The organism is Ruminococcus sp. AF17-22AC (assembly GCF_003460065.1).
Lineage (GTDB): Bacteria > Bacillota > Clostridia > Lachnospirales > Lachnospiraceae > Blautia_A.
The window spans coordinates 84,290-97,843 of the sequence record NZ_QRXT01000005.1 but is presented as its reverse complement, the minus strand read 5'-3'; the positions used below and the strand labels follow the sequence as shown (position 1 = coordinate 97,843).

General features: G+C 38.4%; 11 protein-coding genes and 3 pseudogenes. 13 read left to right on the top strand and 1 reads right to left on the bottom strand.

Going from position 1 to position 13,554, the window contains the following annotated elements; translation table 11 throughout:
* Positions 1 to 155: 155 nt before the first annotated feature.
* From DWW86_RS09090 to DWW86_RS09045, 10 genes and pseudogenes are all read left to right on the top strand, one after another.
* The gene (locus tag DWW86_RS09090) at positions 156 to 1,607 is read left to right on the top strand and encodes an alanine/glycine:cation symporter family protein (RefSeq protein ID WP_117942907.1); all 1,452 of its coding nucleotides are present in this window, start codon (positions 156 to 158) and stop codon (positions 1,605 to 1,607) included.
* 3 nt (positions 1,608 to 1,610) lie between these two features.
* On the top strand, positions 1,611 to 3,215 hold the full coding sequence (locus DWW86_RS09085; protein ID WP_117942906.1) for an amidohydrolase: 1,605 nt from the start codon (positions 1,611 to 1,613) through the stop codon (positions 3,213 to 3,215).
* Positions 3,216 to 3,411: 196 nt separating this feature from the next.
* Positions 3,412 to 4,923 carry a CoA-transferase gene (locus tag DWW86_RS09080; RefSeq protein ID WP_072521636.1) on the top strand — a complete coding sequence of 504 codons (1,512 nt, stop codon included), beginning with the start codon at positions 3,412 to 3,414 and terminating at the stop codon, positions 4,921 to 4,923.
* Between the two features lie 47 nt (positions 4,924 to 4,970).
* Positions 4,971 to 5,240: pseudogene (locus DWW86_RS09075) on the top strand (DEAD/DEAH box helicase family protein); the annotation flags it as partial.
* 232 nt (positions 5,241 to 5,472) lie between these two features.
* Complete coding sequence (locus DWW86_RS09070) at positions 5,473 to 5,691, top strand: DUF3791 domain-containing protein (RefSeq protein ID WP_081019526.1); 219 nt, start codon at positions 5,473 to 5,475, stop codon at positions 5,689 to 5,691.
* Between the two features lie 88 nt (positions 5,692 to 5,779).
* Complete coding sequence (locus DWW86_RS09065) at positions 5,780 to 7,801, top strand: ATP-binding protein (protein WP_117942905.1); 2,022 nt, start codon at positions 5,780 to 5,782, stop codon at positions 7,799 to 7,801.
* Between the two features lie 118 nt (positions 7,802 to 7,919).
* Positions 7,920 to 8,114: pseudogene (locus DWW86_RS09060) on the top strand (AAA family ATPase); the annotation flags it as partial.
* Between the two features lie 32 nt (positions 8,115 to 8,146).
* Positions 8,147 to 8,551 (top strand): JAB domain-containing protein, encoded by a 405-nt coding sequence (locus tag DWW86_RS09055; RefSeq protein WP_286187692.1) that lies wholly within the window; start codon positions 8,147 to 8,149, stop codon positions 8,549 to 8,551.
* A 232-nt stretch (positions 8,552 to 8,783) separates the two neighbouring features.
* Entirely contained in the window at positions 8,784 to 10,220 is a 1,437-nt protein-coding gene (locus tag DWW86_RS09050) for an AAA family ATPase (protein WP_117942904.1), read from the top strand.
* A 2-nt stretch (positions 10,221 to 10,222) separates the two neighbouring features.
* Entirely contained in the window at positions 10,223 to 10,924 is a 702-nt protein-coding gene (locus DWW86_RS09045) for an RloB family protein (protein WP_117942903.1), read from the top strand.
* A 316-nt stretch (positions 10,925 to 11,240) separates the two neighbouring features.
* Here the strand turns inward: DWW86_RS09045 and DWW86_RS17355 are convergent, their stop codons facing one another.
* The gene (locus tag DWW86_RS17355; protein ID WP_286187691.1) at positions 11,241 to 11,624 is read right to left on the bottom strand and encodes a hypothetical protein; all 384 of its coding nucleotides are present in this window, start codon (positions 11,622 to 11,624) and stop codon (positions 11,241 to 11,243) included.
* A gap of 158 nt (positions 11,625 to 11,782) precedes the next feature.
* Between DWW86_RS17355 and DWW86_RS09035 the strand changes: the two genes are divergently transcribed.
* The 3 genes and pseudogenes from DWW86_RS09035 to DWW86_RS17350 all read left to right on the top strand — a co-directional run.
* Entirely contained in the window at positions 11,783 to 12,007 is a 225-nt protein-coding gene (locus DWW86_RS09035; protein ID WP_117942902.1) for a hypothetical protein, read from the top strand.
* Between the two features lie 83 nt (positions 12,008 to 12,090).
* Complete coding sequence (locus DWW86_RS09030) at positions 12,091 to 13,122, top strand: site-specific integrase (protein ID WP_286187690.1); 1,032 nt, start codon at positions 12,091 to 12,093, stop codon at positions 13,120 to 13,122.
* A 334-nt stretch (positions 13,123 to 13,456) separates the two neighbouring features.
* Positions 13,457 to 13,554, top strand: a pseudogene (locus DWW86_RS17350) (DEAD/DEAH box helicase family protein); the annotation flags it as partial.

Below are 13,554 nucleotides of genomic sequence, written 5' to 3'. Positions count from 1 at the left end.
CGTAATGTTCCTATTACATAAAAATAAAACTGAAAAAAATTTAGATAATAAGATTTTTTTCTGGCTATAGGAGTGGACATATGGTATGATGCTAAAGTGAATAAAAAAGAGGGTGCGTGCATTTTTATGCAAAACAAAAGAAAAGGAGAGAGGGAATGTTTGCATTATTCGAAAATTTAACGAACTGGTTGTGGGGGTTGCCGTTGCTGATCACAATTCTTGTGACCGGAATTTATCTGACGATTCGTTCTGGTTTTTTCCAGTTCCGTCATTTTGGACATATCGTAAAAAATATGTTCAGCAAAGAACGTCGCGAGGAAGGCGGAGACGACGGCAAGAGCCTGACACCGTTTCAGGCGATTTCCATCGCAATTGGTGGAACTGTTGGCGTATCCAATATGTCCGGCGTTGCCACTGCGATCGCTACAGGAGGTCCGGGCGCATTGTTCTGGCTGTGGGTAGCTGCATTGCTTGCCATGGTCATCAAAATGACTGAGGTAACACTTGCTGTATATTACAGAGAAAAACAGCCAAACGGAGAATACCTCGGCGGACCGACCTATTATATGCAGAAAGGCCTGGGAGACGAAAAGAAACTTCCGTTCTGGAAAATTTTTGCCGTATTATTCGGCGGATGTATTTTTATGACATGGTTCATCACACTTCAGAATTATACAGTATCTGAGGCAGTAGGAAGTACATTTAAACTTCCATATATCGTACCGTCACTTTTATATGTACTTGCAATTTATGTTATCATCATCGGCGGTGTAAAAAAAGTCGGTGTCATTTCTTCCTATATGACTCCGGTTATGTGTCTGCTCTATATTGTAGGTTCTCTGTTTATCCTGATTACAAATTATGAGAGACTTCCGGAAGCATTTGTACTGATCTTTAAGGGCGCTTTCACTACACAGGCTGCTGTCGGCGGATTCCTGGGAGCAGGAGTGGCAACTGCCATGCGTCTTGGTTTTGCGCGTTCTGTATACAGTAATGAAGCCGGATGGGGTACTTCTCCGATGATCCATGCTTCTGCAAAGACAGATCATCCGGTAAAACAGGGACTGATGGGTGCGTTCGAAGTATTTGCAGATACCATTGTGGTCTGCTCTATGACAGGTCTGGTTGTTATTGTTACCGGTTACTGGAATTCCGGACTTCAGGGTTCCGAACTGACACTGACCGCATTTGAATCCGGTATGGGATCAGTTGCACGTGCACTGATTGCGCTCAGTATCTTCCTGTTTGGACTGACTACTTCAACAGGCTGGTTTACATACTACAGTGTTATCCTGAAACATTGGCTGAAAAACAATCAGAAAGTGTTCAAAATCGCAGAAAAAGTATTTATTCTCGGAACACCATTATGGGGACTTCTGGTTACCGTACTGACACTTTACGGAAACGGAACTCCGGCACAGCTCTGGGTTATTGCCGACTTTACGACGGTATTCCCGACATTTGTAAACGTAGCAACATTATTTATCTTAAGCGGAACCTTTATCAAACTGTTAAAAGACTACAAGGCACGTTACCTTGGTATTGGAAAAGTAGACGAAGATATGGCTCTTTTCTATGAAGACAAGAAAGCAAAAGAGGAAAAATAAGCATTGGAAAAGATTTTTTTTAACGGATGTATCCGTACATTAGATGATGCAGGCTGTGTTGCAGAAGCAGTCGGTATCGAAAATGGAAAAATTGCTTTTATTGGAACAAATGAAGAAGCACAGAAAATCACCTGTGAGGAAAAAACAAACCTGCAGGGGCGGCTGCTTCTTCCGGGGTTTGTGGATACACATCTTCACATGCTGCATTATGCATTTGTCGAACGCTCGGTCAAGCTGTTTGACTGCAAAAGCGTCGAAGAAGCGCTGAAGGCAGCACATAAAAGACTGGAAGAACATGCCGGAAAGCCACTGACCTGGCTGTACTGTCGCGGCTGGAATGAAGAACATTTTGACGAACCGCGTTATCCTCTGAAAGAGGAACTGGATGCGCTGTCAAAAGAAATTCCAATCATCATGGTCCGTGTATGCGGACATGTGGCAGTCTGCAATACACCGGGGCTTGAACGCCTGAAAAAAATCCCACAATTTGCGGAGATAGCAAAAGATGTAGATTTTGAGACCGGACTTCTGAAAGAAAATGCTGTACAGTTTTATTCTTCTGTGTTGGAAGCTCCGTCCCAGGAAGAGGTGGAAAGTTACATTGTATATAGTGCGAAGAAACTGAATGAATGCGGATTCACCGGAGTGCAGTCGGATGATCTGGCATCTCTTCCGGGAAAGAACTGGAAGCGCATCATGAATGCATATAAAGCGCTGGATGCGAGAGGTGAGCTGAATGTCCGACATTATGAGCAGTGTCTGTTTGAGCGTGCAGAGGATGCGAAAGCATTTATTGAAGAAGGATACCGTACCGGTCAGCGTGGAGACCACTTTACGATCGGCCCGATGAAACTGATTCAGGATGGATCTCTGGGTGCAAGGACAGCAGCGATGAATGAACCATATGAGGATTCTCCGGGAAATACCGGAATCATTACATTCACACAGGAAGAACTGGATGATCTGTTTGCATTTTTTGACCGGCATCAGATGCAGGCAGCGGTACACTGTATCGGTGACCGTGCGATGGATATGGTAATTGAAGCGATTGCGAAATCTCCATATCGTAAGGACAATGCAAAGAACAGACACGGAATCGTTCACTGTCAGATCACAAATCCACGGATTCTGAAGGAAATGAAAGAACATGACATTCTGGCATATATTCAGCCGGTATTTGTAGACCTTGATATGAATACAGTAGAATCGGCGATCGGCGCACATCGTATGGAAGGAATCTATGCGTGGAAAAGTATGCTGGATCTGGGCATTCATGCATCCGGCGGTTCCGATGCACCGGTCGACAGTTTTGATGCAATGGAAAATATCTATTTTGCCGTAACCAGAAAGAATATTTATGGTGAGCCTGAAGAAGGCTGGATTCCTTCGGAACGCTTAAGCGTAGATGAAGCGGTGAAACTTTTTACAAAAGATGCTGCATATGCGTCTTATACTGAAGACGAAAACGGAACGATCGAAATTGGCAAAAATGCAGACTTTGTGATTCTTGAAAAAGATATCTACAAGATTGATCCAAATGAGATCAAGACTACAAAAGTGGACATGACCATACTTGGTGGCAGGACCGTGTATGAGAGAAAAATGTGATATAAATAAAATAAGCAGATAATAAGGAGATTGTCAGCTCTTTCGGGCGCAGTCTCCTTTTTTATTTTGATTTAAAGTAGTGTGCTGAGATAGATATGAATGTCAAAATATGGTATACTGAGACAAAAGCTCTCTTATAACAGACAGATATGAAAAGACTGTATGCGAAAGCAAAATTTGAAAGTGAGAACAATATATGTATGAGATCATGAATGCAGATGAGGCAATCCGTCTGATCCGGGATGGAGACTGTATCTGTGTCAATTCATTTGTAGGAATCGAAAACCCGATGGAACTTCATGAGGCATTGTATCGGAGATACCAGAAAATGCAGTCACCGACGCATCTGACGATCGTATCGAGTGCCGGCTTCGGAGTCTGGGATGAGGAACATAATGCAGAAGGATATATTCGCGAGGGCGCGGTAGACAAGCTGATCTGCGGTCATTTCGGGGCTATGATGAGCACGAAGAAACTGGTGCTTGAAGACCGGTTTGAAGCTTATAATCTGCCGCTGGGATGTATCTCTCACGCGATACGTGCACAGGCGGGAGGCCTTCCGGGAGCACTGTCAAAGGTTGGACTGGATATTTTTGTTGACCCGCGAAGAGAAGGACCGGGAATCAACCGTATTTCGATTGATGATTCTCTGGTCAAATATGTGGTAGTGGATGGAGAGGAGTTTCTTTATTATAAACTTCCGAAGATTACGATTGCACTCATAAAAGGTACAGCGGCTGATCGGAAGGGAAATATTACCTTTGATGATATGTACATGTCCGGAGATGCATTATCTATCTGTCAGGCAGTCAAGGCGAATCGTGGAAAAGTGATTGTACAGGTGGACCGGCTGGTAGATGCACCGTCCCGTCCGCGTAATGCTATCATTCCGGGATGCCTGGTCGATGCAATCGTTGTGGCAGAGCCGGAAGAGCGAAATGAAGCATACACGGCCCTGACCGGAAGTTTTGAGATCCCGTATAAAGAATGGCATACATGGAATGAAAAAATTCATGAGCTTTCTCAGAAACAACGCAAAAATAACATTCCTGCGAACATTATCGGAAAAAGGGCAGCCAGGGAACTGCGTGTGGATGATATTGTAAACATTGGAATCGGGATTCCGGAGACGGTTTCCAGATATGCACGAAAGAGTGGAATGCTGGATATGATCACGCTGACCGTAGAATCCGGTGGAATCGGCGGTTTTCCTGTTTCGGGAGAGGCATTCGGAGCGATGATCGGAGCCGCTTCTGTTTATGATATGGCAAACCAGTTTGATCTGTATGATAACGGTGGTCTGGATGTTTGTTTTATGGGAGCTCTGGAAGTTGACTGCCATGGAAATATCAATGCACACCGTGGCACGGGAGCATTTGCTGGTATCGGCGGTTTTGCAAATATTACCGCCAAAACGCCGACTGTGGTTTTCTGCATGACATTTAATGCAAAAGGGCTGGAAGTTACCCAGGAAAAAGGCGTTGTGACGATCCGCAAAGAAGGAGAAATTTCCAAATTCGTAGAGAAGGTATCAAGTGTCAGCTTTTCGGCAAAACGTGCGATCGAGAATGGACAGAAAGTCCTTTATGTAACAGAACGCTGTGTTTTCCGCCTGACCCCGAAAGGGTTAAAACTGATTGAAGTATATCCGGGAGTGGATATGCAGAAAGATATATTGGACAGGCTGCCATTTGAAGTGGAAGTCTGACAGGTAAGTTTTTAATAAATGAAATTTGTTTAAAACAGGAGAATACTATGGATCATTTTGAATTACACTCTGAATACCAGCCCACTGGCGACCAGCCCCAGGCCATTGAAAAGCTGGTCAAAGGATTCAAGGAAGGCAATCAGTTCGAGACCTTACTGGGTGTTACCGGATCAGGTAAGACCTTCACAATGGCGAATGTTATCGCCCGGTTAAATAAGCCAACTTTGGTACTTGCGCATAATAAAACACTGGCAGCACAGCTTTACGGTGAGATGAAGGAATTTTTTCCTGAGAACGCAGTCGAATATTTTGTCTCCTAGCATGAGAAAGTCAAAAAACAGGTGGTATTTTGTGGTATGTAGGTGGTTGAACATCCAGATGTTGTGGAAGTGGTAGTGGTGAGAGTATAGGTGAAAAGCGGGTGGATGAAGAGGTTTTGTGACTTTTCATTGCCTGCTTTTTTGGATAATAATTAAAAAATATAGTGTATGAACATAAAATACTTGTTATAATCTAAATATGAATATGACAGAAAGGTTGGTAGTGATTATGTGTGAGAAAAAAGAATTGAGCTTTTCAATATTCATGTTGTATAGTCTTGCGGATAAATGGAAGATGTCTCCAGCCAAAGTGTATAAAATATTAAATTCAACCGGAATTTTGGATAACTATATTATTAAATGTTACGATGTTCTTCATACACAGGGAAAGGAATATTTGGTAGAAGATATTACCGATTATGTGAGAGAAAAAGGAGTTAATGTATGATTGAAAAATCCAAAGGTAATACATTCTATTTATAGATATTGAAAAGTATTATATAGTTTTATAAATTACAATAGAAAAGAGTGAAAAGATGAAAAGTGTTCTTATTACACCAGAAGGCATACAAAAAAATTTGAAAAATATAAAGCCGTTAGATGCTATTTGTGAATATATTTGGAATGGATTTGATGCATTTGCAACACAAGTAGAAGTTGAGTTAAATCGAAATAAAATGGGACTCATCAATATGATTACAATACGTGATAATGGATGTGGAATTAATTATGATGAATTGAAATATAAATTTCAACCATTTAATGATTCTAAAAAAGCAAATGCGTCTCAGAAAACAAATCATACGTTACCTCATGGGAGAAAAGGGATTGGTCGTCTGACATTTTTTGCATTTTCTCAGACGGCAAGGTGGGATACTGTATATCGGAAAGATGGGGATACATATGAGTATTACATCTCTATGAATAAAGATTCTCTAAATCAATATGATGATAATGGTGAAAAACTTCCGTGTAAAGTAGAAAAATTGACGGGAACAAAGGTAAGTTTTACACAATTAGAATCCATGGAAAAAGAAGATATTATCAATAAAATCAAAGAAGAATTTTTTTGGTTTTTGGAATTGAATAAAGAAAATGACTATAAAATTATCGTTGATAAAGAATGCATAGATTATTCAGATTTTGTTGAGCATACTGAAAATATGGATGTTTCTAAATATGGGTGTAAGGAGACGTATGATGTTCGTTTTGTTCAATGGAAGCAAAAATTGGGGAATGAATATTCGCGAATATATTATCTTGGTTCAGATAATAAAGAAAGATATAAAGAAACTACAAAATTGAACAAAAGGGCAGACCATTTTTTTCATAGCGTGTATATAAAAAGTAGTTATTTTGATGATTTTCATTTTACAAATGAGGAGATAGAAGGTCAAGGGGACTTATTTCCTAATAAGTGTGATGATGAATACAAAATTTTAATAAATGGAATTAATACATTTCTTATTAAATATAGAAGTAGGTATTTGAAAGAAGCTTCAGATGCTTATATTTCAAAACTGATAGATGATAAATTGTATCCGGAATTTGATACGACGAATTTTATACAGGCGTATCAAAAGAAAGAACTAGATAGTCTTGTAGGTGCTTTATATGCTGCACAGCCTAAAATTTTCACAGGCTTAAGTAATGATAATAAAAAAATCACATTACAATTATTAAGGCTTATTATGGATAATGGAAACAAACCAGAGTTGTTTAAAATATTACAAGGTGTAATTGAGCTGGATGAAGAGGAACGGAAGGAATTATCTGGTATACTTGAATACAGTTCATTAAGTAATATAACAAAAACAATAAAATTATTATGTGATAGGCAGAAAGTTATTCAGGCATTAAAAGAAATTGTGTTTAATAAAGAGTTTAATTCATATGAAGTAACACATGTACAAGAATTAGTAGAAAATCATTATTGGATTTTTGGAGAACAATACAATTTAATTACATCAGCTGAACCTGATTTTGAATTAGCATTAAAGGGAATGATAAAAGCGGAAACTGGAATGGAAGAAGAGATACATATAGAGCATCCTGATAAAAATAAAGAAATGGATATATATATGTTACGTCAAGATCGTCAGGGTAAAGTAACAGAAAATGTTGTTGTTGAATTAAAAAGACCTAAAATAAAATTAGGAGAAAAAGAATTATCACAAGTAAAAAAATATATGCGAGTAATAAAAGACACTCCAAGATTTAATGCAGGTAATGTTAAATGGACGTTTTATTTGGTTGGAAATGAATTTGATAAAAGTCATTATATTTCGGGAGAATTAGAAAGTCATAAGCATTTAGGAGAGCAACATTTAGTTCATTGTCAGGATGACGGTTTGACTAAAATATATGTACTGAAATGGAGCGAAATTTTTGATGATTATTCTAAGCGACATGACTTTTTGATGGAACATTTAAAATTAGAGGAAAAACTATGGTTAGAAACTCATGAATCTGCAGATGGGGCTGTAACAGATGTAAAAAATAATAGTGCAACATTATCAGAGGCCGTTATTCCTAAAAATAAAAAAATTGTCTGCTAATAGTACATAGCCGATTGGTTCACCAAGAGCCAATCGGTTTTTTCATGCTTATTTTTATACATAGCCAGTCCCGTAAAACGGATTGGCTATTAAATTTTTCGAGGAAGGAGGTAACAATATGAGCAAGTGTAAAGTTATCGCTCTTGCAAATCAGAAGGGAGGAACTGCTAAGACCACAACGACCTTAAATCTTGGAATTGGTCTTGCACATCAGGGGCGAAAAGTATTATTGGTTGATGCTGATCCGCAGGGAGACTTAACGACTGCATTGGTTTGGACGACTGCAGACAGTCTTCCGATTACATTAGAAACACAAGAGAACCATCTCTTTATAGTGAGCAGATATTGGATAGTCCACAGGCTGTTGTAGAATTGATGGCGAAGGAGTTATCCAAATATGACAGAGAAGTATTTTGTATCCTGAATATGAAAAATAATGGACCGGTAATCAATATGAATCTGGTCAGTGTTGGAAAAATCAATGCATCTTTGGTAATTCCCAGAGAAGTTTTTAAGAGCAGTATTCTGGCAAATGCTTCTGCAATCATTGGACTTCATAATCATCCCAGTGGTAATGTGAAACCATCAAAAGAGGATATGATTGTTACGAGAAAGCTGCAGAAGTGCGGACAGCTATTGGGGATAGAATTGCTGGATCATATCATTGTCGGTGGAACTAATGGAAAGATGCTCAGCTTCCGAGAAGAAAAGATGTTGAATGTGACAGGAAGGATGGATTGGGAGAGATAGAAGAAAAAAGAATTAGAAGTTTTTATTTATTGTAATATTTCATGTAGCGGCATTAGTAAAATAGTGTCGCTACAAAAAGCTGACTTATACATTGATATTATATGCATAACTCAAAATAAAATTGTTAAAAATAGAAAAAGAAACAATATATAACGAAAAAATCTCTAAATAAGAAAATTTATATTGACTGAGAGAAGAGTAAAACATATAATAAAGGTGGAGGTGTATAAGAATGTTAGTAAAAGTAAGTGTTGAAAATTTTAAATCTTTTGATAAAGCAGCAGAGCTGACAATGATTTCCTCAAATAAAATACGAACAAATGCAAATCACAGGTTAAAGATAAAAAGTACCCAGTTATTAAAATATGCAGTCGTTTATGGAGCAAATGCATCTGGAAAGACCAATCTGGCATTGTTCTTTAAATTTTTTAAAGATAGTGTCTGCAATGGTATTCCGATAGAAGCTACACAGATGTTTTGTAAGAATCGGAAGGAGAATAAGGAACGAGAAAGTAGTTTTGAAATTCAGATTACTGTAGGTGACAAATTTTATGCCTATGGTTTTTCCGCAGTTTTAAGCAGACGAAAAGTAACCGGAGAATGGTTATATGAATTATATCAGAATGGTTCAGCAAAAAGTCTCTTTGAACGAGAAGGAAGCAAACGTCCGGTGTTAAATGATGGTATTACGCTGATAAACACAGAAAAAAATAAATTTGAAACCTATGCAGATGATTTTGAAGGAAATGAAACATCTTTGTTCCTGACAGAAATGAATCGTGGAAAAAAATATAGCACACGATCTAAATTATTGTTCTTCCGGGATGTATATGATTGGATTCAGAATCATATTTCGATTATCACACCGGATACGCCATTGATTGATTTGGAATATTATTATGATGATAATTCGCTGAAGCTGATTAACAAATTGATCAAAACATTTGATACGGGTATCAGCCAGGTAAAAATTGAAGAAATTACATTGGATGAGTTATCAAATGCATTGCCGAAATCAGTATTTGATAAGATGATGCAGCATGTAAAAAATAGAATGGAAGAGCAGGAAGAACCATCATTCAGAATGACAATGAGGTCGAAGGAAACTTTCTTTAATATCGAAGTTGAAGGACATTCTGAACCGAAGGTCACAACAATCCGATTGCATCATAATAAGTCATTTTATGAGTTCGGTTTTGATGAAGAGTCTGATGGAACAAGAAGATTATTCGATTTGATGGATATGCTGTTGAATAAACGAGAAGATGTTCTTTATGTTGTGGATGAATTGGAGAGAAGCTTACATCCGAAATTGACAGAACGATTTTTGCAATTGTTTATGCAGCTACATGATGAGCAGCGTATGCAGCTATTGTTCACTACACATGAATCATCCATTATGGATCAGGCTATTTTTAGAAGGGATGAAATCTGGTTTGTAGAACGTAATGCAGAAAATGCAAGCTCTATTTATTCCTTAGATCGTTTCAAGGAGAGGTATGATAAGGTGTTGAGCAAGGCATATCTGGAAGGAAGATATGGTGCGATACCGGTATTTTCAACATTCGACTTTGCGCGAGCAACGAGTCAGACGGATGTGCTTGCACAGACACCTGACGACTGCCGCGACAGTGCAGAAAGGATTTCTGCACCTAGAGAGGAGGAGTAGCCTTGGCTCCAGTAAGAAGTTATACGAATTGGAATAGCAGAACTACAGATGATGAAGAACAGATTGAGCCTTATCGTAAATATTTCTTCATATGTGAAGGTGCTAATACAGAAACATGGTATTTCAAAAAGTTAATTGATATACGAAAAGAATTAAATATTCATCCGTTGATTGATATCCGTTTGCTTGAAAAAACAGAGAGAGACAGAGATATTTCATTTCCAAGACGTTTGATTAAATTTGCGGAAGACCAGAAAGAAAATCCGGAAATATCATTTGATAAAGAACGGGATAAGATGATCATTGTTTTTGATGGAGATATTTTTGAAGAGAAGGTGCTTGATTATGATGAATTAGTAGCAGAAGGCGAAAAGAACAACATATTAGCGGTTAGCAATCCGGCATTTGAACTGTTTTTGTTGTTACATTATGAAAATTCATATGAAGATGATATTGAGCCAAATGCAGAGCAGATTATCCAGAACGAAAAAGATGGACATCAGACGTTTATCTATAAGTTGTTACTTGCCAGAACAGGAATCAATCCGAAGAAGAATTCTGCAATTGGAGAGTTGGCAGAGAAAGTAGAGATTGCTATTGAGCAGGAAAAGAAAATCAATGAAGATATTCATCAGTGTAAAGGACAGATTACTTGTAATATAGGTCGGATAATTGATGAAATTCGGAAAGATGATGGAAAATAGGCATATGAAAAAAATAAGAAAGGTAATAAAATTTTTGAGTAAAAAACTGAATATACTTCAGGAAAAAGTTAATATGTTGTATGTTGCAATAAGCATTCTTGTAGTAGTAGCTATCAATCCACTGTGGCTCCTTCGTTGAGAGCATTCCTTCTGCATAGATATACTGTGAATAAGGCAGGATAGCTACAAAAACGACGATGGTCATAATCTCACCGGTAAGAGGATCTGTCATGGAGAACGTCTGTCCAGCAAAGTCAACTTCCATCTTTTGCGCGACAACAGCATCAAAGTGGGCGGTCTCATAATTCTCTTCACACTACTTGTTGTAGAGCTCACAATACTGGCTGTATTGATAGAAACGAGTGCCTTCTTCTTCGCACTTTTTCTTATAGCGGTTCCAAAGAAACATGAGTGTCATGTTTTTACGGGTAGCCATAAGCTTGGCAGCCTCTTCATAATCAGGTAACTCGATGTTCTCATTTCGACCTCCTGATCCAGGTACAGATCCATACACCTTCAGGGCAATACCATAGTTAGTGATGCCTGCTGGTAATGGATAGCTCAGATCTTCGCACTTCTTGAATGCTCTCAAGAAGTCATTAACGCCAGACTTGCTGAAACCAGTCTGACGAGCTATTTCGCTACCGGACATTGATAGCGCGTAGTGTTTGATAATGATGTCCTTGTAATCCAACTGCATACATTATCCTCCTTAAAATGATGTATTCACCATCCCTGAGATGGCTACTATCATTATAAGGATTAGATTACACAGACTGGTAGCAATTCGGCTGTTCAGAAACGGAATGCGACCGTTTTGCTCCGCAAATCCGGCCGTTTAGCTTCGCAATATGCAGGATGTGGTGGAGCAGAGGAATCGGTGGCAGATCAGCACTGGATTATTTGATCAAAGTAAAAGAATACAGTTTTTTAGAGGCGGTTGAATTGCTTGCAGTGATGCTTGTAAACACCCAGGCAAACAAACGAATGTTACAGGAAATGCCTCATGAAAATATCGAAGATCTGTCGGCTATGCGGGATTCACAACCAAAAGAGAAGCTAATGCATTTCGTGATGAAGTAATCGGACAGCTACATACCGGAACCTATATTGTGTATGGAAAAATCCGGGTAGAGGAGTTTATGATCTTCTGGTTGTAAGATATTATGCGTCCCCGAATAACAGACGACACTTATACAACTTACAAAGGTGCCATTAAGAATTACATTGTTCCACAGATTGGAAAGATGTATATGTCTACACTAAATCAGGGGTATATCAGAAAATTATATAATGCAGTTGCAGAGAAATATGAATCAGTTGCGAAAAATGTCAGGACGATCATGAAAAAATCATTGGAGTATGCATTTAACAAAAATGTACTGGTAATAAACCCAGCGAAGGGAATCAATTTACCGAAGAAAATAAAAAAGACAGAGTATCATGTACTGAAAATTGACGAGAAGAAAACATTGACACTTCCGCAGGTGCTTCGGTTGATTGAGGCAAGCAAGGAGACACCGATTCATATGCAAATTCTGTTTGCGGTATTGATGGGACTCAGAAGAAGTGAAATAAATGTTCTGAAATACAGTGATGTCGATTACATTCACAGGATGTTGAGAGTAGAGCGTCAGTTGGGAAAGAAGCCAAACAGTAAAGCAGAAGACTGTACACCTAAGATGCTGACAAAGCAGGAAATTAAAACAAAAACATCTGCTGGTGTGCGTGAACTTCCAATACCGGATTATGTATTTGAAGCAATTCTGGAAGAACGGAAAACTTATGAGAAGAACCGCAGACGCAGACCAAAAGAGTTCCGGGACTGGAATTATATTTGTTGTTCGACATATGGGAATCCAAAGAGTAAAGGTTTTCATCAGAAATACTATAAAGACTTATTGAAATCCTTGGATTTGCCTGATATTCATTTTCACCAGTTGAGAAATACCTATGCAACTATTTTGCTGAAGAATAGCTTTAATTCAAAAGGTGTTTCGCATTTATTGGGACATGCCAAGGAAATCATATCAGTAGATATCTATGGAGATACGCAGGAAATCATAGAAGAATGTCTGGATGTATTGGAACCATTTATTGAAGAAGTTATTCCAAAAGAGCGGAAAGATCAGTATTATGATTATTCAGAAGTGATTGAAATAGACTTAATCCTGGAGGAATATTTCAACGCAGCATGATAAAAAATAGAATAGTAGTAAGAGAGAAAAGTACAAATAAGAATCGAACATTTGTACTTTTTTCTTACCTTCATCTATATACTTTCAAAAAAATGTCTGATATAATAGGGACTGTTACAAGAACAAACAGTAAAAATATGACAGAACCGGAGCCTGGTATCATCAGGTATTTCCGAGTGCTGTTTTATCCGCAAAAATCAGTTTTGTGACTTTTATTCGTAACGAGGTGAAAAGGACATCTATTCACCATAAAATAAGCTTTTCGTTACGAATCTGGATACGAATTTTTGGCTGATAATGATCATAGTAAAAGTCACAAATGGAGGGATTTACCATGAATGAGTTCAAATTAAAAGCCCCATATAAGCCCACCGGCGACCAGCCCCAGGCCATTGAAAAGCTGGTCAAAGGATTCAAGGAAGGCAATCAGTT

What these genes read in the sequence shown, in the direction of transcription:
- DWW86_RS09050 (WP_117942904.1), top strand. Translation starts at nt 8,784, where the DNA reads ATGTTAGTAAAAGTAAGTGTTGAAAATTTTAAATCTTTTGATAAAGCA.
- DWW86_RS09070 (WP_081019526.1), top strand. Translation starts at nt 5,473, where the DNA reads ATGTGTGAGAAAAAAGAATTGAGCTTTTCAATATTCATGTTGTATAGT.
- DWW86_RS09030 (WP_286187690.1), top strand. Translation starts at nt 12,091, where the DNA reads ATGCGTCCCCGAATAACAGACGACACTTATACAACTTACAAAGGTGCC.
- DWW86_RS17355 (WP_286187691.1), bottom strand. Translation starts at nt 11,624, where the DNA reads ATGCAGTTGGATTACAAGGACATCATTATCAAACACTACGCGCTATCA.
- DWW86_RS09065 (WP_117942905.1), top strand. Translation starts at nt 5,780, where the DNA reads ATGAAAAGTGTTCTTATTACACCAGAAGGCATACAAAAAAATTTGAAA.
- DWW86_RS09090 (WP_117942907.1), top strand. Translation starts at nt 156, where the DNA reads ATGTTTGCATTATTCGAAAATTTAACGAACTGGTTGTGGGGGTTGCCG.
- DWW86_RS09080 (WP_072521636.1), top strand. Translation starts at nt 3,412, where the DNA reads ATGTATGAGATCATGAATGCAGATGAGGCAATCCGTCTGATCCGGGAT.
- DWW86_RS09035 (WP_117942902.1), top strand. Translation starts at nt 11,783, where the DNA reads ATGTGGTGGAGCAGAGGAATCGGTGGCAGATCAGCACTGGATTATTTG.